The organism is Staphylococcus agnetis (genome assembly GCF_011466855.1).
Taxonomy (GTDB): Bacteria; Bacillota; Bacilli; order Staphylococcales; family Staphylococcaceae; genus Staphylococcus; species Staphylococcus agnetis.
Map to the genome: position 1 here is coordinate 1,810,017 of NZ_CP045927.1, position 20,167 is coordinate 1,830,183.

Consider the following 20,167-nt stretch of genomic DNA (forward strand, 5'->3'; position numbering starts at 1 on the left):
CCTTAAGCAACATACGGCTGGTTGCTAATTATCTTGTGTAACGTAGTAAATTTATTTATATCTTTAGCTGTTATGTCAATATTGTTATCGCTTTCATGATAACTAATAGACAATGATTTTTCATAACTTTCAAATGATTTTCTTATCTCATTATATAAATTTTTAGGTACATCTATTAATATAATTTTAATCGGTTTCTTTATCTCACTCAGTTCAACGTTTTTTGCAAGATTATCTGGATCAAGTTGTTTGTATATTTTATTCTCAATACTTACTTTTGCTGAATAATCAAATGATCCATCGATTATATAATTTAAATTATAGTCATTTATCAAACTTTTAATAAATTCATATTCCTCAAAAGGTATATATTCTATCACCTCAACCTGATCATCTATGGAAATTATAGAACCATTTCCACCAATTAGAATTTTGTTCTCAAAATTATGAACAATTGGCAACAAATCCCTTATTGGTCTCGCCGAAGCAAATATTACTTGGTGCTCTTTACTCAAACATTTTATAGCTTCTTGCAAATTAGGTTCAATGTTTTGTCCGTTAAAACATATCGTTCCGTCTACATCAAATACGTAAATCACATACCTTCCTCCTTTCTAACAATAAAAATATTAACATATAAACAAACTTTTAATCAATATTTTCGGTAAAAGTACGTTTAATAAACAATTTTCTAGTAAAATTTGTAGCAATATTCACTTTTTTTCATTAATACTAGATTTCATATAGTTTCATCTAAGAAACAGTATAAGTTAATAAGTAAGCATGCATTTAATAATTAGATAAATCCCCTCGCCAGCTATAACATAATTTGGTAAGAGGACTAAATAAAATATGAATTTTATTACTATTTTTATAACTAACACTAAAGAATAAAAAAACATTCCGAAGAGTGAGCGTACAATATTATAAGTTGTTTCGCGCAAATAAATTTCAACTTTTTTTGGCAGCGATTACAATACAAAAATTAAAAAAAGCGCAGAAGCGCCCAGGAATAATTATTGGTATATTTAACTAAACGTTCCCCATGGATTACCTACACGACTTCCATTACTATTTGAATAACCGATTGGCATATAAACACGTGCGCCACTGTTTACCGTCCACGCAATCCAAATGTAACCGTCAAAGTCATAAACTTCGTCATAGTTAACTGATTGACCTGCATATGTCATACCTGCAATTTCCCATCCAGTCCACGGACCATTATAGCGTGTATAAATATCAGTAGATGCTGTGAATGTCGCTTTTTCTGGTTTCCATAAAATACCGTGGACATTCATTCTCCATCCACTATCGACTTTTTCGCCTTTAACAGTGTTGAAATCTTCTTTATCTTTGTCCGTTGGAATTGTGTTACGATCTGGTACACCTTTACTAGCTGGTGAACCTGCTTTTAATGCTGGATTATTATAATATTTTTTAATTTCTTGAATAAAGTAATCCTTCAATTGGTTCACAATAGATTGAGGTGCAGCACCTTGTTTAACTGGGTCAAATCCTGTATGAATCGCCATACTACGGTGTGGACAACCTGTTGGAACAAACTAACAATGCAGTTTCACGGTCTCTCTGTTTACCGGTAACCCATAATAAAGTAAGTATGCTGCTGCTTTTTTAAATGATGCTTGTTCATTTGCCATAAAGTCTTTATTGCTGGCACTCATTGATTCATCTACTTCATAACCTATAAATGCATTGTTACCGTATGCATTAGCCACATGCCAGCCAACACTATAGGTATCAATTGCACGCCATACTGTATTTCTATCAATATAGTAATGCGCAATACCTGCTTCATATCTAGCTTCTGACGCATTCTTTAAATTATTATAATCTTGTTTGGCTGTTAAACTACTTGATGTGTTATGAATGACTACGCCTTTCACATCACCTGAACAATTAGGCATTTTATAATTAATTGTTTGATTAATCGTTTCAATCTTAGTTGCTTTAGTTGTCACACCTTTATCTGCATCTTCATATGGCGGACGAATAACACGCGTAACCTTTTTCAGTATCAAATGGTGTAGTGATTTCTAACACACGATAGAAACCATTGTTATTATCTTTAGTGCTAATCCCTTTATCAGGAATAATATAGTCGTTTAACCCTACCGTGTTATCAATTCGATTGAATACTTGGCCTACAAGTCCAACCACATTCCATTCCGGACGTTCACTGCATGATAGATATTCTTCTTCATCAATTTCTTTAAAGTCTGAATTAGGTATTGGCACTTCAACTTCCTCTTCATACCAATTACCTTCGTCATCGTGCCACTCTTTTTTCACTATCTGTGTTTGTGTTACGCCGAACTCATCTTTTAAATACTTATCTTTGTGATGGAACATTTGGTCACTGGAACCTCTCCGGAACCATACGCATAGCGCATGGTTTAATTTTATTTAACAAAAATAAGCGAGATAGAAATGCGCCCATTTCTTCATCTCGCTTGTGAATTTAGTCGTTTTGACACTATTAATGTTGTGTAAACATTAACGATGGTATTGATTTAAAATTTAGATTCGATCTCTTCAAATAATTGATCAATCTTTGCATACTGTTCCTTAGAAATTTCAATAATAACAGTACGTTCATCTTGTTCATTTCTCTTTTTAGATAAATACCCATTTTCTTTTAGTTTTTGAAGCGCTTTTGTAATATAGTACGGTTTAAACTTTGATACTGTGATGATATCTTTGACATTATATGCAGGCAACCTTTTTTCATGTACATGTACAAGAATAAAGAGCTCTTCATATGTCAATGCATATTGCTGCTTAATATTGCTGGAGATTTCTTTAGTTGTGCGTGAAACGGCAATAAACTCTTTCATGTTTTTAATTGGAAACTTCTTCATTTAATCACCTCAGTAGTTGCTATCCAAGATGCATACATAACTTTCTGTGTTTCTAAAAACTATATTTACTTAGAAATTTAATTTCTTAATAATTGTATTCTAAACCTTTACCGCGCTTTTTTCAATTACTTCTTGAAAATATATTCGATTTTTTTCAAAACGCTTGCTTTTTATGCCTCCCACACAGGCATAAAAAATAGGAACTATAACAGCATAATGTCATAGTCCCAAATAACAAAAACAATTTATTATTAAAATTTTTAATTAGTTTTTGCTTACTAATGTGTCAGCTAGACTCAAACCTGCCATAGAAACTAAATCAATTGCGTGTTGCGCGCCTTCTTTACCGTGACCAGCTTGAAAATGTTTTTGAATCGCTACACCCAATACCACAATTGTGATTAATGATCCAAGTTGTGATAAACGTTTACTAAAAATACTTAATCCAAATAATACTGCAGCTGCTGTTTCAGCCGCTCCGACAACGCGCACGAGGTCTGGTGATAAATTAAAAGATTCAAATGCGTCTCTTAACCCTTGGTCATTTTTTAATTTTGGTTTTGCAGCGTTCACTAATTCTTTTGCTACTTTTAAATTTGCAACATATCTTAAAATCATAAATCAATCTCTCCTTATCATTAGTTATTTATCTTTAAAATACGCATCCACTATAGGTTTTACTTTTTCTCCAAATAAACGTATTGATTTTAATGTACGTTCATGTGGAATTGATCCTATTGGTAAATGTAACATAAATCGAGTTAATCCTAACGCCTCTACAGTATCAATAATTTTTTGTGCAACCGTTTCTGGACTTCCAACGTACATAGCCCCGTTTGGTCCTATTTCACGTTGGAAGTGTTCATACGTAAAGGGTGGCCAACCACGTTCTTTAGCGATGATATTGTGGTGTGCTTCAGTAGCTGGCATATACTGTGCTTGAGCTTCTTCATCCGTATCAGCAACATATCCCCACGAATGTGATGCAATTTGTAATGTTTCTGGTTCATATCCATGGGATTCTGCCATCGCTTTATACATTGCTACATTTCTTGCAAAACGTTTAGGATTACCACCTATGATAGCATACGTAATGGGTAATCCAAGTGAACCGGCTTTTAATGAAGATTCTGGTGTTCCCCCAGTAGCCAACCATATCGGTAATGCTTTATCAGCACGTGGATACACACCTAACCCATCAATATTGGGTCTTAAACTCCCTTCCCAACGAACGATTTCATGTTGATTAATTTCCATTAATAATTGTATTTTTTCATCAAACAGTTGTTCATAGTCATTCAAATTATATCCAAATAATGGAAATGATTCGATAAATGAACCACGTCCTGCCATAATTTCTGCTCGACCGTTTGATAGCGCATCAACTGTTGAAAATTGTTGATATACGCGAACAGGATCATCAGAGGATAACACCGTTACCGCTGAAGACAATTTAATATGTTTCGTTGTTGATGCTGCAGCAGCCAATACCGTTGCTGGACTTGATACAGCATAATCAGGACGGTGGTGTTCCCCAAGACCATATACATCTAACCCTACTTCATCAGCCAATTGGATTTCTTCAACAATGTTACGAATCCTTTCTGCATTGGTAATTGCAGGATAAACATTATCTTCTGTATAAATGTCATGGTTGTCTGCAAAAGAAGTTAACCCTAATTCTACTTTCATTGATCTCTCACCTCGACTTCGGTATAAATTTTATATTTGAATTATAACGCCATAAAATAGGTGAGTCAATCATTTTATCTCGAATTAGAAATATTTTTCGATTTTTTGTTTTATAGTGATGCGCATGCCGTATTTACATCTATTCAAAGCGCCCTAAAATGTCATAGTCTAAGCATAAAACCTTATATTTCAAATAAAAACCTTCAAAATTCATACAAAAATGAACCTTGAAGGTGATTAGAGATACTATAACATTCATCTATAAATGAGGTTGCAGTTTGATAGCTGCTTGAAATAAAACTTTAAATACAATGTTTTAATATTGGTAGATGGAACAGTTTAATTTGAACTGTCCTTAAAAGCAAGTTGCGATGGTACTTTTTATAAAATGCTTTTAGACACATCATTTAATGTATTGTTGTACATAATCGATAAATGGTTGGACGTCTGCCGTTTGAATGTCTTTCATCGCTACTTTACCTACTTCAAACCCAAACAACAAGACACCATTTTCATATGAAAGACTTGAAATATCTTCATACGGAATATTTCGGTAGTAGAACTGACCATTCATGTCTACATTCATAATAAGTCGCTCATTTGTCGCAATATATGCCCCTTCATACTCTCTTTGACCCTGTATTTCATATTCAATCGTACCTAGTACAGCTGGTCCCGCTGTCTCAGTTGGAAATAAATCTTCAGGATTCACACGGTCAAGAATCATCACAATCCGCCCCTTTAAAATAGTCTTAACCTCATTATAACAAGTGCTGTTTTAAATTACTTGTAATGTGATTAATGTTCAAATGCTAAAAATTTAACATCCATCAAATTTGTCTAAATATAAATTTAAGCCTTATAAATGATTTCCTAAATGTGCTTTAGAATGTCATTCATATTACAAAACGTTAACATCAATTTTCTAATTAATCTAAATATTGATTTCTCTTAACGTAAAATACGATGGCATCAACTTTGTCTTCTCCTTTTTATAATGTACCGATGATAAAAAATTTTCTCAAAAATTACAAAGTGTTAACACAGCACACAAATACATTTTTTTCTGTTAGAGTATTACTCGTTGTAAAAATGAATTACACGACTTACACGTATAAAATGTTAGTTACTCAAGCATATGGTCTTAATTGATAATATATAGAATTCTTTTTAGGAGGACTTTTTCAAATGAAAAAATTAATCGCTACAACTTCAATCGCTACTGCAGGTGTAGCTGCAATTACTTTAGCACACGGACATGACGCAGATGCTGCGGAATATAATGGTGGTTATAACCCTAATGACCCAACTTCATATAGCTATAGCTACACAATTGACCAAAACAATAACTACCACTTTACTTGGCAAGGTAACTGGTCTCCAGCACAATTTAACGGCGGAAATGGTTCAAGCTATTACTACACAACTCAAAATAATTATAATTACACATCAACTTCAAACTATCGCTACAACACTACTGCTTCTAATTATAATTACTCTGCACCAACGACTTCAGCTCCAAAAACAACAACGTCTAATCAGTCATACACAACTTCATCAACATCTGCTTCACGCACAGTTTCTAAAGGTACATCAGGATCCAACTTATACACTGCCGGTCAATGTACGTACTATGTTTTTGATCGTGTAGGTGGTACGATTGGTTCAACATGGGGTAATGCGAATAACTGGGCAAGTGCAGCTGCAGCAGCAGGTTACACAGTTAATCATACACCTAAAGCTGGTGCGATTTTACAAACAACTTCAGGTCCATTTGGTCATGTTGCTTACGTTGAATCAGTAAACAGCAACGGTACCATCACAGTTTCTGAAATGAATTATGGACAAGGTCCTGGCGTTGTAACATCACGTACGATTTCAGCAGCTGAAGCAGCAAGTTACAATTACATTCATTAATTTAAAAAAGAGGTTTCCGTCATTAACGGAGAACCTCTTTTTTTAAAACCAATATGCTATAGTGACCCAATATCCAAATGCGAATAAATATAATAATGGAAAGTTTTCCATTTGTTTCGATTTTATTTGTCTTCTCACGACATCTACACCGACACCAACAAGTAATGCCGTCAGAATCAATCGTACAGTCAACATCATCGAAACATTTTCAACGTCATGGTTTGAGAACGTTAATAATACCAATATTATCGACAATACAGCAATAATTACTGTATAAACCATTGTATCAATAGACTTACGCAAGTGAGAGTACACCCATGCCACAATAAAGCCAAATACTGTAATTAGGATTAATTCATGGACTTTAAACACAAAAGTATGGGTTTCAGCTCTATAAAGTACAATCGCTACAAAATACAAGATAAAGCTGAAAACCCAAGAAATGATAGAAGGACTTTTTACAACATGTAAGTCTTTTTTGATAAATTGGTGTATCCCAAACCATAATAGTATCATCGCTACAAGACCTATTAAGTAAAATATGGAATCACCTCATTTACAGTTATAATATAACCGTTATTCAAATTTTTAAACATAGATGAACCTTAAAATCTTAAAAATATCAATTTAAAACACGCTGTTCACTCTGTTGTTTTTTTATGCTTATTCCTGTAAAACCATAACATAATGCAATGACAATACATAAATAGCATGGCACCGCCCAAACAAAAAACTCCCCGACGTGAACACCTAATTGTTGTGTGTAATAGACACCTGATGTTCCCCAAGGTATAAGAGGCAACACCATTGTTCCTGAATCTTCGAGTGTTCGAGATAAATTCACACGGTCATATCCCATTTTGTTATACATATCCATAAGTAATACGCCGACCATAATAATGGCGACTGAAGCAACACCAGCAGCTAGTACCATCATTAAGGTACCTAAAACTGTCACTAATATTAATGAACCACGCGTATTGATTTGTTTAGAGATGAGTGCAAGTAATACATCTAAACAACCTGCCTTTTCAACGATACCTGCAAATGCATACCCACAAAATATCGTGACAATAATTTGTGTCATACTCATAATGCCACCTTGTTCAATCAAAGTTAATGCATTTTTAGATAATCCATCAACATTTGTGGTTAACATGTCAGGCGTAAATCCTGTGAATGTTGCTATCAATCCATCTTGAAATTTAAAACCATGGTTGAAAGTACCGACAATAATCGCTGAGGCGCTAGAGATTAACATTGCTGGTACTGTGGCCATTTTAAAGATTAAACAAACCACAATCACAACAATAGGTATCCAAACAATGATGTTGATGTGATACATCGCATCAATATCAGATAAAATCTTTTGAATATTTTTAGTGTTCGCATTGTGTGCTAAACCTATAGAAGCGATATGCCAAACTATCATTCCTATGATTGACGCAGGTATCGTCGTCCATATCATATGTTTAATGTGACTAAAGATATTCACACGTGTGACCAGCGAAGCAAGGTTCGTCGTATCTGATAATGGCGACATTTTATCTCCAAATACTGCACCTGATATAATAGCGCCCGCTGCCATACCCGCAGGAATATCCATTTGCAAAGCAATAGCGATTAATGCGATACCTGCTGTAGAGGCAGAACCCCATGCAGTACCCGTAGCAACTGAGCACACTGCCGAAATTAAAAATGCCGACACTAAAAAGTATTGAGGACTTAAAAATTTCAATCCATAATAAATTAAACCAGGCACGGTCCCTGAATACATCCATGTCCCCACAATAATACCTACAGCTAAAATGATAAATAGCGCTGGCATTGCTGTAGTTAATCTATGTACGATACCTTCCTCTAAATCTTGCCATTTTAGCCCGACACGCCATGCGATAAATGCAGCATAAGCTGAAGCCAAAATAAGCAACGGTTGGACTGGAATTTTAAAAACGATAAATCCAACACATACAATGATCATCATAACGATAATCGTTGAAATAGCTTCTAGAAATGACGGTTTGCGTGTCATACACCCTTCCCCCCTCTACATTAGTATGATGTTAAACCGACGTTTTCACGGCCTAAATCTTCTATAGTGAGACCTTCTTTATAGAAATCACGTTCTAAAATCGTTGAAGCAATCACGATTATCGCATCTATATTTGGTGTAGGTACACCAATTTCACGACCTAAACTTGACCATAAAACAAGCCCATAAGCAATATCTTCTGTTAAATAACGATTATTCACTTGATGGGGACCACGAATTTGTGAAAATACTGGACTATCATTAAATAAATTTTTAAGCGGTTTATCCTCGTCTTCACGCTCGAGATAGCCCCTTTCGATGCGTCCTTCTTTTGCTGTTTCAAGCTCAAATCCTAATTTACGCCCTAACGTTAAACGTTCCAGTTCTACCGCATGCAATAATCTAACAGTATGTTTTGTAATCCCTTCCTTATAAAGTGCAAAGTCACCACTATAATCTATACGCCCTACATTTAGAAGTGTAGGTCCTGGGTGCACCTCTGGATTTCCATTTTCAAGATTTGTTCTCCATAGGCTTTCTTCTTTAACAATATATGGATATAGCGACTCAATTTTCTTAAAGGTCTCACTTAAATCAGCCTCATTAAATGTTGAAAAATAAACTTTACGTACATTTAAAGATAAATTGACAATTGCTTCATCAAAGTCCACACGCGTACCATATGTAAGCGTATTTGCTTCTGCAAAAATTGGACGCACATCATTTTTTAACTCTTTCAATACTTTTATAAAACGTGCAGATCCCATTGCCGCAGCCATATTAAAGAAGATGACTTGTCCTTCATGAATGTGCGAAGCCATGAGTTCAGCATAATATTCTATAAATGAAGAAGGAATAATTAGCATAATCACTTCGGCATCTTCTAAAACGTACGACATATCATCACTGATATTTGTAAATGGGACAAATGATTCTTGTCCTTCTTCATTAAATTCAAAGCCACCTTTAGCTTTTGCTTGATCAAATTTATGGATACTTTGATTTCTACAATATAAACGTACATCGTGACCCTTATTTGTCATTTGAACTGCAGCTGTAACTGCACCATTACCAGATCCTACGATAGCAATTTTCATAATACACTCTCCCCACTTAAAGTTATAATTATGTCTCATAAGCATGTTAACAAAGCTAACGATAAAATGAAATCAATAACTTAAATGCTTTAAAACCTTTTAAACACTGTATCTTTACATTTTCAATAAATGAATTATATTACAACTTATGTTACGCTATAAATAATAAACTGACCCAAAATAGGAGGTTATAAAATGAGTCAATATAACGAAGATACGACGCACGCACCACCAGTTTCTAGTACATCCTCTTTACCCAATGACGATGAAAAATTAATGGCAGTTCTTATTTATGTTACATCTATTTTTGCACCCATTATAGGACCCCTTTTAATTTGGTTAATCAAACGTGACAATTCAAAATTCATTGATGTTGCGGGTAAAAACTATTTCAATTTTGAAATCTCATATACAATATGGGCAGTAATTGGAACTATACTCATATTTGTTCTTATTGGATTTCTCATTGTTCCTATCGTTGCATTGCTTTACTTGATTTTTAAAATTGTCGCAATTGTCAAAGCTTATAATGGAGAAGATTATTTACCGCCACTTTCAATACCATTTTTCAAATAATCAAACCTTTTAATTGTTACAAAAAATATTACAAAATGTGGTGTCGAATAGAACATATTGGTCATTTTATTTTTAAAAATAATCCCCATACGTAGGTGTGGGGATTTTTTATATTGATTAAATATGGTCTGTAAAGTAAGCGTTGCTCCCCTTTTACTATTTTTCATACCCATTCTTTTTTAAATTTACGCCCCTATTTTTTCTGTTGTCACATCATTACAAAAAGTATAGTCACTTTTTACATTTGATTACAAAATCTTAACATTCCACACAAAAGGCTTATTTTCTGATAAAGTGTGTCTTGTCGTTAAATAAAGCGATTAGAAATCATAAATGCGTGTCTTCACGCTTGTAAGTCTTTAAGCAAATAAGGAATCTATTATAAAAAAATTTTTGGGAGGATTTTTATTATGTTAAAGAAAATCGCTACAGTAACTACATTAACAGCGGGAGTAGGTGCAGCAGCAGTAGGTTTAAACCATCAAGATGCTGATGCGGCTGAAGGTAGCTATAATTATTCATGGAGTTACAACTACAATACAAATGGTGGAACGACTAACTACGATTACACATCAAACAATTCTACATCATATACAAACGGTACGAACACATCTACAACGTCAACATCTACACAATCAACTGGTACAGCTTCAGCAGGTAATTTATACACAGCTGGTCAATGTACTTGGTATGTTTACGACAAAGTAGGTGGCTCAATCGGTTCAACATGGGGCAACGCAAACAACTGGGCAAGCGCAGCGGCTGCAGCTGGCTACACTGTAAATCACACACCTGAAGCTGGTGCTATTTTACAATCATCTGAAGGACCATTCGGTCATGTGGCATACGTTGAATCTGTAAATGAAGATGGTTCAATCACTGTTTCAGAAATGAACTACAATGGTGGACCTTTCAACGTAAGTGAACGTACAATCTCTGCTGGCGAAGTAGGTTCATATAACTTTATTCACGTAAAATAATCAATATCTAATCATAGGAATGATTTAAGTGCAATTAAATCCATTCTAACTCAAAAGAAAGTATGAGACTCCCCTCTCATACTTTCTTTTTTTAGTTTCAATAGTCTTACCTTGTCACTAAGAAAACGTTTACTTTATACTGAAAGAGAGAGGTGGGAAATTAATATGAAAAAAATTTTTGTTGCTGGTCCGATACCTAAAGCCGGATTAGCGTTATTAGAATCACACTTTGACGTACACATGTATGAAGGTAAAGGTATTATTAGTAAAGATGAATTAAAACGAGGGGTTGAAGATGCATTTGGACTCGTAAGTCTATTATCAACTCAAGTAGATAAAGACGTTATCGATCATGCAAAGCAATTAGAATTTATTGCAAATTATGGCGCTGGTTTCAATAATGTCGATATCGATTATGCAAAATCAAAAGGTATCGGAGTGTCGAATACGCCTAAAGCATCTACTAACGCAACGGCTGAACTCACAATAGGTATTTTACTTGCGGTAGCACGTCGCATTCCTGAAGGAGATCAATTAATGCGTCACGAAGGTTTTGATGGGTGGGCCCCATTATTTTTCCGCGGTCGTGAAGTATCTGGCAAAACCATAGGTATTATTGGACTAGGAGAAATAGGAAGTGCCGTAGGGCGTCGTGCCAAAGGCTTTGATATGAATATTTTATATACTGGTCCAAATCGCAAAGAAGAAAAAGAGCAAGCGTTAGATGCAACGTATGTAGATTTAAATACGTTACTTAAAGAATCAGATTTTGTAGTCATTAACGCTGCTTACAATCCATCAATGGAACATATGATTGATGAAGAACAGCTCAATTTAATGAAACCAACTGCATACTTAATCAATGCCTCACGTGGCCCCATAGTCCATGAACAGGCGTTACTTGAAGCATTACAAAATAACATCATTGAAGGTGCAGCACTTGATGTTTATGAATTTGAACCGCAAATTACTGAAGGGTTAAAGTCACTTAATAACGTCGTGATTACACCACATATCGGTAATGCAACCTTTGAAGCTCGTGATATGATGGCTGAAATCGTTGCAACAAATTTAATAAAAAAAGCTCAAGGTGAAACACCTGATTTCATCGTAAATCCTTAAACAAAAACGCGTATAAGCCCTATATTGAAGGTCGCTTATACGCATTTTTTCATATACTCTATTATTCACTTTTAGCTTTATTTAAAAACTTCATTTGCCTCATCACTAAACCGTCTGGCAATATACATAGCATTTTATTACGTATAGCGATAGCCATTTTGCTATCTTTTTGAGCCATAATCCCAATTTTTCTAGATTTACGGGTCACTTTCGCAGTATGTTTTACACGTAAGTGATCATATCGTTTTAATGCTTCTGGAAGTGCATATTGAGATAACACATTACTCAACACAATCGCATCTTCCATCGCTTGACCAGCACCCTGTCCCATATTAGGTGTCGTCGCGTGTGCTGCATCTCCAAGCAAGACGATGCGTTGATGATACACAAATGTTTTAAGCGGTTTTAAATCATAGATGTCATGATGCAATATTTCTGTTTCAGGCTGCTTATCAAGAATCATACGTACTTTTTGAGGGAAATGATTAAAGTACGCTTGTAAGTATGGCTTATTAAAGTGTAAATAGTTGGGATCCTTCTCTTTCGCATTGATTGTAGCAAACCAATAGGCTTTACCATTCAGTAATGGGACAATCCCAAAACGTCCTTTTTTCCCCCAATACTCTTCAGCAATATGTCCTAGAGTATCCATGTCCTCAACTACACCTCGAAAACACGTATAACCTTGATAGCGCACTTTAGATTCAGGAGCAACAGATTGACGCACATGAGAATGAATGCCATCAGCCGCCACAACGAGATCAAACTGTTCTGATTCTTTTGTAGCAAAAGTTAAAGTTACCCCATGATCAGTAGCATTAACTCCTGTCACTTCACAATTAAAATGAATAACGTGTTGATCCACATAAGTGGCAATAATATCCACTAATGACTGACGTAATAACGTGACATTTGTCGCTGATTTAGGAAAATCAACTTGACTCAGTGTACGGTCTTGTTCATCACTGATACGCATGGATTGCAAAATTTGCCCTTCATTTTTAATACCTTTGGCAAGATCATGTTTTCCCAATTTTGTTAAAACATTATCTCCAATGCCTATACCTGCGCCAACTTCTGCTGTTGTTGCGTTTTTTTCAAAAATACGTACCTCATGTTTTTGTTCACGTAAGAGTGCTGCAAGTGTTAAACCACCAATGCCCGCACCAACGATACCAATTTTCATTCTTTTCACCTCTTAAAAGCCTTTCATCACTTAAATGGTTAAAAACGTTTAACTTTATTTATCCGTTTTTATAAAAATCACGTCGTATATGGTCTTTTTTTATCCCATATTGATCGTAATAATGTTGCATTTGTTCTGCAATTTTAGACGGCCATGCAATATCACTCGCATATTGATTTGTTCCTGGATTTTGTGGATTCCACTTCATTTGATACAGTGTAATCTGACCATTTTTAAAGTATTGGTTACGCACAAAATGCGCACCGCCTTTGATTGCTTTTTCAGGAGACGTCCACTTTTCACGTACAGCATAACTTTTCCCTGTAGCTACTGCATCGCTATCAAACGCACCGATGCCAAAAAAATTGTAATATCGTTTCCCTTTATGCTTGATGCCATTAGCAAGTTCTGACTGCCCCTCACCTGTCTCAATTAAGGCATGACTGACGAGATAAATTACGTTCACGTCCGTTTCTTGTTGTGCCGCTAAAAAGGCATCTCCTTGATTTTCTAAAATCCCTTTTCCTTTCAACATACGATTCACTTCATCTTTTGAAAGGTGAACAGGTTCAGAAATATCCATATATTTTAAATCATGATCACGAAATTCCACACGCATGGCATCTTTGACTTCACTTTGACTTGCTTCAACAAATTGATTTTGATGTGCTACAGTATGCAAGACGCCTTGTGCAGTTTGACGTTGCACCGCTTCATCAAATGTCATTGTTTTATCGTTAGTAAACCAATGCGTTTCATTAATAAAAAGTAATATCATAAAAACTGTTAAAATCACAATTACCAGCATCTTTGAAGGATGCTTTTTAATCCAAGATTTCATAAAAGACTCCCCTAAAGTTTATAAAATCATTTAAATCATTTTAAATAGCACGGCAACCACCACAATGAGCACGATAACATAAGCAATGTTGATCGCATTGCGCACCCAATTTTTCCCTTTAAACATGCGATTAAAGATAAAAAGGCTTAATCCTAGTGATAATAAAAAGAACACGATTGCAACGATAGTATGTATAAAAAAGAGTGATATTAAGCCGAGTACTAATAACACATTCGATAAAATTGCTAACTTTTTTATTGTTTTAATATCCATAAATTCCCTCCTTATTAATACTTATCATTTTATCATGAATGCAATCACTCTGCTTTTAATCCTTTAGAAAAACCGTCACATTTCATTCAGTTCCATTGCGATAATCCATTTTCACATCTATGTATATTTATTGGAAATCGTCCTTTTACATTAATATCACAAACATAACAATCATTTCTATAATAATGAATAAAAGCCCTCAAAGTTCATTTTTAAATGGACTTTGAAGGCTCATTGATAAAGGTCAAGACGTTGAGTAAAGTTAACTTATGCTTATCTTGACATTCCTTTTAGTATGTTTAAAAAGTATGTGAGGCTTTGATTCATGTCGTCATCTCTTAGAATACCCATTAAACCAGCTATAGATGTACGTTGATTGCCACTTGCTTGATGGGCAACACGCAATCCTTTATTTAATTTGTTCATGAGAATTTTTAAATCATCCGGATTTAAATCTCCTAATAAAAATGCCATTTGACCGATGTTATGAATTGCACCAGCATATTGGTCTTTATTAAGTTCAGTGACGACTTTTTCAGTGATAACGCCACGTTGTTTGATTGCACCTGTTAAAGCATCTAATATTTTAGCTTCATCTAATGCTTCCACGAGTTTAATCGCTTTTAAAATACTCTCACTATTTTCAGCAATGGCATCTGTCACTTTCGTGACTTGTTCTGCTTTGATTTCCGCTTCTGATTTTTCAATGCGTTTAATTTTAGAGATTCTTTCAGCCATTATTTCATCACCTGATCCCCTGGAAAGATGTAATCTGGTCTTTCCCATTTTTTCTCTACAGCAACACTGTACTGTGGATGACGCTTTTGATTACGGAAGTTCGTCGGATTAAGTGGTGATTTACCACGCTTACTGAGTACTTCCATTCGGCAACAAGTCGATTTATACGCCGGTGTGTGTGTTTCTGGATCTGTTACACTACTTGTTAAATAGTTAATCGCAATCTCATTGCTATCATTAAGCGGCAAATAAATCTGTTTACCTTTTACACGGTCCGTAATGTGTACATGCCCCGTTGCTTCACCTGTTTCTGACGTTAATTTAACAGCCGCACCTTCATGGATATTGCGTTCTTGAGCAAGTTCTGGTGAAATTTCGATAAATGCTGTTGGCATTTTGTATTTTAGACCAGGCACTTTATACGTCATATTTCCTTCATGGAAATGCTCGAGGACACGCCCATTATTAACATGTAAATCATACGTTTCATTCGTCTTGTAGAAGTTATCAAATTCTAATGGGAAGAATTTTGCTTTACCATTATCAAAGTTAAAACGCTCTGTAAATAACAATGGTGAATCTGTGCCGTCTGCCGCTACAGGCCATTGTAAGCTGTTGTATCCTTCTAAGCGTTCATATTTCACACCAGCAAACATCGGTGTTAAGCTTGATGCTTCATCCATAATTTCAGATGGATGTGAATAGTTCCAATCAAATCCAAGTTCTTTAGCAATAAGTTGCGTAATTTGCCAGTCCGGTTTTGAATCACCGAGTGGTTCTAAAACTTGATATAAACGTTGGAAACGACGCTCTGTATTTGTAAATGTACCATCTTTTTCAAGAGAAGGACTTGCTGGTAATATTACATCCGCATATTCCGCTGTGAAAGTTAAAAATTCATCTTGAACGACGAGAAAATCAACTTTTTCTAATGCCGCTTGCACATAATTAATGTTTGAGTCGACGATACCCGTATCTTCACCCAGTATAAATAAACTGTGAACATCGCCAGCATGGATATGGTCCATCATTTGATGGTTATCATAACCCGGTTCACTTGGTAAAGTGACACCCCAAGCTTTTTCATAACGTGCACGTACTTCGTCATCAGCTACACCTTGATAACCTGGAAATTTATCTGGCATACTTCCAAAATCAGAACAGCCTTGAACATTGTTGTGACCACGCAATGGATAAGAACCCGCGCCTGGTTTCATATAATTACCTGTAGCAAGTAACATATTTGAAATTGCAGTACTCGTATCAGAACCTGTTTCTTGTTGCGTTACACCCATCGCCCAACATACGACAACAGAATTAACACTTACAATTTCTTTAGCTAAGTGAATCAAACGTTCTTTTGGAATACCTGTCGTCTCCTCAGCAAATTCCATCGTATACGGCTCTAAAGATTCATAATACGCATCTGCATGATCAACCCATTTTTCAATAAATGCTTTGTCATGCCAATCATTATCAATAATGTATTTTGTCACAGCTGATAACCAAACTAAGTCTGTACCTGGATGTGGTTGATAAAATTCATCTGCACGTTCAGCCATTTCATGTTTACGGATATCAAAAACATGTAATTTTTGACCAAATAGTTTGTGCGAACGTTTAATACGTGATGCGATAACTGGATGCGCTTCGGCTGTATTGGTACCAATCGTAATGACCATTTCAGCATTGCCGATATCATCTATAGATCCAGAATCTCCACCATGCCCTACAGTACGGAATAATCCTTTCGTCGCAGGCGCTTGGCAATAACGTGAACAGTTATCAATATTGTTTGTCCCAAATACTTGACGTGCAAGTTTTTGCATGAGATAGGATTCTTCATTCGTTGCTTTAGAAGACGAAATGAATGATAGCGCTTTCGAACCATGTTGTGTTTTAATGTCTTGCATGCGTTTAGCAACGTATGGAATCGCTTCGTCCCATTCCACTTCTTCAAAGTGATCACCACGACGAATTAAAGGTTTTGTTAAGCGCTCTTCGGAATTCACGTAATCCCAACCGAATTTCCCCTTCACACAAGAAGATATTTTATTCGCTGGTGAATCGTGAGATGGTTGAACTTTTAATATTTCTCGATCCTTTGTCCAAACTTCAAAACTACAACCTACACCACAATATGTACATACTGTTTTTGTCTTCTTAATACGTTCTTCACGCATTGCTGCTTCCGAATCAGATACTGCAAATAAAGGTCCGTAGCCTGTTTCAGCTTTCTTCGTTAAATCAATCATCGATGCTAATGAACCTGGCTCAATATCTGTCATATAACCCGCTTTACCTACCATGTTATTTTCCATCATGGCATTACATGGACATACCGTTGCACATTGTCCGCAACCAACACATGATGATTCATTGATGGAAACGTCATTATCCCAAATCACTCGTGGTTGTTCACGTTCCCAGTCAATCGTTAATGTTTCGTTAACTTGAACGTCTTGACATACTTCTACACAACGTCCACATAATATACATTGATTAGGGTCGTAACGGTAGAATGGCCCAAAATCTACTTCATAAGGTTTCGGCTTATATTCATACGTCTGATGTTCAAGACCCCATTCGTCCATCGTATTATGAATTTCACAGTTGCCGTTATTATAATCACACACTGTACAATACAGTTGATGCTTTTCTAAAATACGATCTAACGCTTCTTTTTGTGAAGCTTGTACATTTTGACCTTGAGTATTCACGACCATTGAACGATCAATCGTAGTCCCACATGCACGTTCGATTTTGCCGTCGATTTCAACCGCGCACGTATCACATGTTTGTATCGGACCTAGTGATTCATTGTAACAAATGGAAGGTACAAATGTTTGTTGTTCTTTAATGAACGCAAGTAAGTTTTTACCTGGTTCTACAAGATAATCTTTACCATCTAATGTAACGATAAGATGTTCTTGCATAGTATCCCCCCTATAAAAACATTTTATATGCCTAAGATGCCCCCACATACTTAGTCACTTCTATTTTAAACTGTTTATGTCCAAATGTTAACCATTTACCATAATTTTAGCTAATGTTCACTATTCTAAAAAAATAAAATATTAATCATCTAGCTTTTTTAAATACGTAAACAGCGCTAACTTATCGTCCCTAATGCTTCATGACTATCCGTTTTCTCATCAATCACAACACGAATGGCTATTTCAATCCCTTTAACCAAAGTATCTAGCGAGAGAGAAGGCGTACTATCATCTTTATCAATTTGTTCATGTGCGTATGGAAGATGAATAAATCCTGTTCGTACGTTTGGATACGTTGTATATGCTAGGTGTGCTAAAGCATACATAAAGTGATTGCAAACATAAGTGCCTGCACTGTTTGAAAGTGCGCTAGGGACGCTAGCTTCTCGCATTGCTTGAACCATTCTTTTAACAGGTAATTGTGAAAAATAAGCTGGAGGACCGTCTTTTAGGATGGGACGATCGATCGGTTGATACCCTTGATTATCAGGAATGACAGCATCATCGATATTAATTGCCACGCGTTCTGGTGTAATACACTTTCTACCACCCGCTTGCCCTAAACCAATGACCACATCACACGCGTTTCTCTCTAAATAGTGTCTCACTTTTTCCACACACAGATGAAAAGCTGTAGGCAATATAAGAACAGCTATTGAGTGTCCATTAATTGTCGGTGGTATTCGAGAAGCTACCATTGCTGACGGATTTGTTTCAGCCCCATGAAACGGCTCAAAAGCTGTGATGAGAATGTTCATAAAACTCACTCCTTTATCAATAATGACGATGGGTTATGACACTTTTTATCATATACTAAAAAACTCCGCCCACTATGGACGAAGTTTTCAAATTATATACCTAAATTATCTCGATAACTTTGAATGACTTCTTGTTTACTGTTTTCATCTGGAATAAAGTAATATAAGCCATCTTCTCCAGTCGTATCAGACCCTTTTAATTGGTGTTTAACGACATTATTATTACCTTCTTTGTAATTACTTCTGAATGTATTCAACTCACCTAAGGTCATATCTGTTGTGACATTTTTTCCGAGTTGATCCATTAAAGCGTTAAAATTTGTGATAGAGGATACACTTGTTAATTTATTCGCTAAACCTTGAAGCACAAGTTGTTGACGTTCTTGACGACCAAAGTCGCCACCAGCGCCTGACTCTTTACGACTTCTAATAAACGCCATTGCTTGATCACCGTCTAAGTGCACTTTTTGACCTTGGTTGTATTGTTGACCGTGTACGTTGAATGTGGCATTACTTACTACATCAATACCGCCTACCGTATCAATCGTATCTTTCAAGCCATCCATGTCTACTGTAGCATAGTGGTCAATTGGCACATTCATTAATTTTTCAAGTGATTTCACTGCCATATCTGGACCACCATATGCATACGCATGATTAATTTTCTCAGTTGTACCACGACCGACGATTTCTGCACGTGTATCCCTAGGAATACTAATGACTTCTGATGTCTTCTTATCTGGATTAATCGAAACTAACATAATCGTATCACTACGTTGACCATCGTGTTGTTGTTGACGTTTCGCATCAGAGTCAATTCCAAAAAGCGCAATCGAAATAGGTTCCCCTTTATTCATATCCACTTGACCAGACCGTAATGCTGAGTGTTCTCGTTTCAAAGGGTTATGAATCGCGTCACCTGTAACAAATATTTTAAACGCTAAATATGCGACAGCTATGATTGTTAAAATGAATAAGATTCCAATAATCCATAGTAAAGCTCTAACAATTGGATTTTTTCGTTTTTTTGATCGTTGGTAGTTCAAAGCGTTCCCACTCCATTCATTAAATTTGTTA

Annotated in this window: 22 protein-coding genes; 4 read left to right on the plus strand and 18 right to left on the minus strand. The window is 35.7% G+C overall.

Annotated features, from left to right (window positions below; genetic code table 11):
- Positions 1 to 2: 2 nt before the first annotated feature.
- The 8 genes from GJE18_RS09305 to GJE18_RS09335 form a co-directional block, all read right to left on the minus strand.
- Entirely contained in the window at positions 3 to 599 is a 597-nt protein-coding gene (locus GJE18_RS09305; RefSeq protein WP_240928868.1) for an HAD hydrolase family protein, read from the minus strand.
- A gap of 429 nt (positions 600 to 1,028) precedes the next feature.
- Positions 1,029 to 1,535 carry an SH3 domain-containing protein gene (locus GJE18_RS12200; RefSeq protein ID WP_240928869.1) on the minus strand — a complete coding sequence of 169 codons (507 nt, stop codon included), beginning with the start codon at positions 1,533 to 1,535 and terminating at the stop codon, positions 1,029 to 1,031.
- A gap of 30 nt (positions 1,536 to 1,565) precedes the next feature.
- The gene (locus tag GJE18_RS12205) at positions 1,566 to 2,042 is read right to left on the minus strand and encodes an N-acetylmuramoyl-L-alanine amidase (protein ID WP_240928870.1); all 477 of its coding nucleotides are present in this window, start codon (positions 2,040 to 2,042) and stop codon (positions 1,566 to 1,568) included.
- Positions 1,999 to 2,373, minus strand: a complete 375-nt coding sequence (locus tag GJE18_RS09315) for a peptidase G2 autoproteolytic cleavage domain-containing protein (protein WP_107368264.1) — start codon at positions 2,371 to 2,373, stop codon at positions 1,999 to 2,001. Before GJE18_RS09315 ends, GJE18_RS12205 begins: the two co-directional genes overlap by 44 nt.
- Before the next feature lie 161 nt (positions 2,374 to 2,534).
- Positions 2,535 to 2,882, minus strand: coding sequence for a transcriptional regulator, SarA/Rot family (locus GJE18_RS09320; RefSeq protein WP_107368263.1), 348 nt, complete (start codon positions 2,880 to 2,882; stop codon positions 2,535 to 2,537).
- Between the two features lie 264 nt (positions 2,883 to 3,146).
- Complete coding sequence (locus GJE18_RS09325) at positions 3,147 to 3,500, minus strand: DoxX family protein (RefSeq protein ID WP_085622639.1); 354 nt, start codon at positions 3,498 to 3,500, stop codon at positions 3,147 to 3,149.
- A 24-nt stretch (positions 3,501 to 3,524) separates the two neighbouring features.
- Complete coding sequence (locus tag GJE18_RS09330; protein WP_107368262.1) at positions 3,525 to 4,574, minus strand: LLM class flavin-dependent oxidoreductase; 1,050 nt, start codon at positions 4,572 to 4,574, stop codon at positions 3,525 to 3,527.
- Positions 4,575 to 4,977: 403 nt separating this feature from the next.
- Entirely contained in the window at positions 4,978 to 5,301 is a 324-nt protein-coding gene (locus tag GJE18_RS09335) for a PH domain-containing protein (RefSeq protein ID WP_060551646.1), read from the minus strand.
- A gap of 461 nt (positions 5,302 to 5,762) precedes the next feature.
- Here GJE18_RS09335 and GJE18_RS09340 point away from each other — a divergent pair, with 461 nt between their 5' ends.
- Complete coding sequence (locus GJE18_RS09340) at positions 5,763 to 6,491, plus strand: CHAP domain-containing protein (RefSeq protein WP_085622641.1); 729 nt, start codon at positions 5,763 to 5,765, stop codon at positions 6,489 to 6,491.
- A 42-nt stretch (positions 6,492 to 6,533) separates the two neighbouring features.
- On the opposite strand, the gene GJE18_RS09345 is transcribed toward GJE18_RS09340, so the two are convergent.
- The 3 genes from GJE18_RS09345 to GJE18_RS09355 all read right to left on the minus strand — a co-directional run bounded on the left by GJE18_RS09345 (position 6,534) and on the right by GJE18_RS09355 (position 9,620).
- On the minus strand, positions 6,534 to 7,007 hold the full coding sequence (locus GJE18_RS09345; protein WP_060551648.1) for a hypothetical protein: 474 nt from the start codon (positions 7,005 to 7,007) through the stop codon (positions 6,534 to 6,536).
- Positions 7,008 to 7,113: 106 nt separating this feature from the next.
- Positions 7,114 to 8,523, minus strand: a complete 1,410-nt coding sequence (gene nhaC / locus GJE18_RS09350) for a Na+/H+ antiporter NhaC (RefSeq protein WP_107368261.1) — start codon at positions 8,521 to 8,523, stop codon at positions 7,114 to 7,116.
- A 20-nt stretch (positions 8,524 to 8,543) separates the two neighbouring features.
- Positions 8,544 to 9,620 carry an NAD/NADP-dependent octopine/nopaline dehydrogenase family protein gene (locus tag GJE18_RS09355; RefSeq protein ID WP_085622643.1) on the minus strand — a complete coding sequence of 359 codons (1,077 nt, stop codon included), beginning with the start codon at positions 9,618 to 9,620 and terminating at the stop codon, positions 8,544 to 8,546.
- Positions 9,621 to 9,815: 195 nt separating this feature from the next.
- On the opposite strand from GJE18_RS09355, the gene GJE18_RS09360 reads away from it, so the two are divergent.
- The 3 genes from GJE18_RS09360 (at position 9,816) to GJE18_RS09370 (ending at position 12,298) form a co-directional block, all read left to right on the plus strand.
- Positions 9,816 to 10,196 (plus strand): DUF4870 domain-containing protein, encoded by a 381-nt coding sequence (locus tag GJE18_RS09360; RefSeq protein WP_037566664.1) that lies wholly within the window; start codon positions 9,816 to 9,818, stop codon positions 10,194 to 10,196.
- 410 nt (positions 10,197 to 10,606) lie between these two features.
- Positions 10,607 to 11,176, plus strand: a complete 570-nt coding sequence (locus GJE18_RS09365) for a CHAP domain-containing protein (RefSeq protein WP_037566663.1) — start codon at positions 10,607 to 10,609, stop codon at positions 11,174 to 11,176.
- A 165-nt stretch (positions 11,177 to 11,341) separates the two neighbouring features.
- A complete protein-coding gene (locus tag GJE18_RS09370; protein WP_060551651.1) occupies positions 11,342 to 12,298 on the plus strand; it encodes an NAD(P)-dependent oxidoreductase in 957 nt (318 codons plus the stop codon).
- A 61-nt stretch (positions 12,299 to 12,359) separates the two neighbouring features.
- Here GJE18_RS09370 and GJE18_RS09375 read toward each other — a convergent pair whose 3' ends face one another.
- The 7 genes from GJE18_RS09375 to GJE18_RS09405 form a co-directional block, all read right to left on the minus strand.
- Positions 12,360 to 13,484, minus strand: coding sequence for an FAD-dependent monooxygenase (locus tag GJE18_RS09375; RefSeq protein WP_060551652.1), 1,125 nt, complete (start codon positions 13,482 to 13,484; stop codon positions 12,360 to 12,362).
- A 58-nt stretch (positions 13,485 to 13,542) separates the two neighbouring features.
- Positions 13,543 to 14,325: an N-acetylglucosaminidase gene (locus GJE18_RS09380; RefSeq protein WP_060551653.1), complete on the minus strand. Its 783-nt coding sequence runs from the start codon at positions 14,323 to 14,325 to the stop codon at positions 13,543 to 13,545.
- Between the two features lie 30 nt (positions 14,326 to 14,355).
- Complete coding sequence (locus GJE18_RS09385) at positions 14,356 to 14,598, minus strand: hypothetical protein (protein WP_060551654.1); 243 nt, start codon at positions 14,596 to 14,598, stop codon at positions 14,356 to 14,358.
- A gap of 273 nt (positions 14,599 to 14,871) precedes the next feature.
- The gene (locus GJE18_RS09390; protein WP_037566657.1) at positions 14,872 to 15,336 is read right to left on the minus strand and encodes a helical membrane plugin domain-containing protein; all 465 of its coding nucleotides are present in this window, start codon (positions 15,334 to 15,336) and stop codon (positions 14,872 to 14,874) included.
- Positions 15,336 to 18,272 (minus strand): formate dehydrogenase subunit alpha, encoded by a 2,937-nt coding sequence (fdhF, locus tag GJE18_RS09395; protein ID WP_060551655.1) that lies wholly within the window; start codon positions 18,270 to 18,272, stop codon positions 15,336 to 15,338. Before fdhF ends, GJE18_RS09390 begins: the two co-directional genes overlap by 1 nt.
- A gap of 176 nt (positions 18,273 to 18,448) precedes the next feature.
- The gene (gene pcp, locus GJE18_RS09400) at positions 18,449 to 19,090 is read right to left on the minus strand and encodes a pyroglutamyl-peptidase I (protein ID WP_060551656.1); all 642 of its coding nucleotides are present in this window, start codon (positions 19,088 to 19,090) and stop codon (positions 18,449 to 18,451) included.
- A 92-nt stretch (positions 19,091 to 19,182) separates the two neighbouring features.
- Entirely contained in the window at positions 19,183 to 20,136 is a 954-nt protein-coding gene (locus tag GJE18_RS09405) for an LCP family glycopolymer transferase (protein ID WP_060551657.1), read from the minus strand.
- Positions 20,137 to 20,167: the final 31 nt, after the last annotated feature.

Coding starts and splice junctions, on each gene's coding strand:
- GJE18_RS09335 (WP_060551646.1), bottom strand. CDS start 5,301: ATGATTCTTGACCGTGTGAATCCTGAAGATTTATTTCCAACTGAGACA.
- GJE18_RS09360 (WP_037566664.1), top strand. CDS start 9,816: ATGAGTCAATATAACGAAGATACGACGCACGCACCACCAGTTTCTAGT.
- GJE18_RS09365 (WP_037566663.1), top strand. CDS start 10,607: ATGTTAAAGAAAATCGCTACAGTAACTACATTAACAGCGGGAGTAGGT.
- GJE18_RS09385 (WP_060551654.1), bottom strand. CDS start 14,598: ATGGATATTAAAACAATAAAAAAGTTAGCAATTTTATCGAATGTGTTA.
- GJE18_RS09355 (WP_085622643.1), bottom strand. CDS start 9,620: ATGAAAATTGCTATCGTAGGATCTGGTAATGGTGCAGTTACAGCTGCA.
- GJE18_RS09320 (WP_107368263.1), bottom strand. CDS start 2,882: ATGAAGAAGTTTCCAATTAAAAACATGAAAGAGTTTATTGCCGTTTCA.
- GJE18_RS09390 (WP_037566657.1), bottom strand. CDS start 15,336: ATGGCTGAAAGAATCTCTAAAATTAAACGCATTGAAAAATCAGAAGCG.
- GJE18_RS09380 (WP_060551653.1), bottom strand. CDS start 14,325: ATGAAATCTTGGATTAAAAAGCATCCTTCAAAGATGCTGGTAATTGTG.
- pcp (WP_060551656.1), bottom strand. CDS start 19,090: ATGAACATTCTCATCACAGCTTTTGAGCCGTTTCATGGGGCTGAAACA.
- GJE18_RS12200 (WP_240928869.1), bottom strand. CDS start 1,535: ATGGCGATTCATACAGGATTTGACCCAGTTAAACAAGGTGCTGCACCT.
- GJE18_RS09340 (WP_085622641.1), top strand. CDS start 5,763: ATGAAAAAATTAATCGCTACAACTTCAATCGCTACTGCAGGTGTAGCT.
- GJE18_RS09375 (WP_060551652.1), bottom strand. CDS start 13,484: ATGAAAATTGGTATCGTTGGTGCGGGCATTGGTGGTTTAACACTTGCA.
- GJE18_RS09370 (WP_060551651.1), top strand. CDS start 11,342: ATGAAAAAAATTTTTGTTGCTGGTCCGATACCTAAAGCCGGATTAGCG.
- GJE18_RS09345 (WP_060551648.1), bottom strand. CDS start 7,007: ATGATACTATTATGGTTTGGGATACACCAATTTATCAAAAAAGACTTA.
- GJE18_RS09325 (WP_085622639.1), bottom strand. CDS start 3,500: ATGATTTTAAGATATGTTGCAAATTTAAAAGTAGCAAAAGAATTAGTG.
- fdhF (WP_060551655.1), bottom strand. CDS start 18,272: ATGCAAGAACATCTTATCGTTACATTAGATGGTAAAGATTATCTTGTA.
- GJE18_RS09330 (WP_107368262.1), bottom strand. CDS start 4,574: ATGAAAGTAGAATTAGGGTTAACTTCTTTTGCAGACAACCATGACATT.
- nhaC (WP_107368261.1), bottom strand. CDS start 8,523: ATGACACGCAAACCGTCATTTCTAGAAGCTATTTCAACGATTATCGTT.
- GJE18_RS09315 (WP_107368264.1), bottom strand. CDS start 2,373: ATGTTCCATCACAAAGATAAGTATTTAAAAGATGAGTTCGGCGTAACA.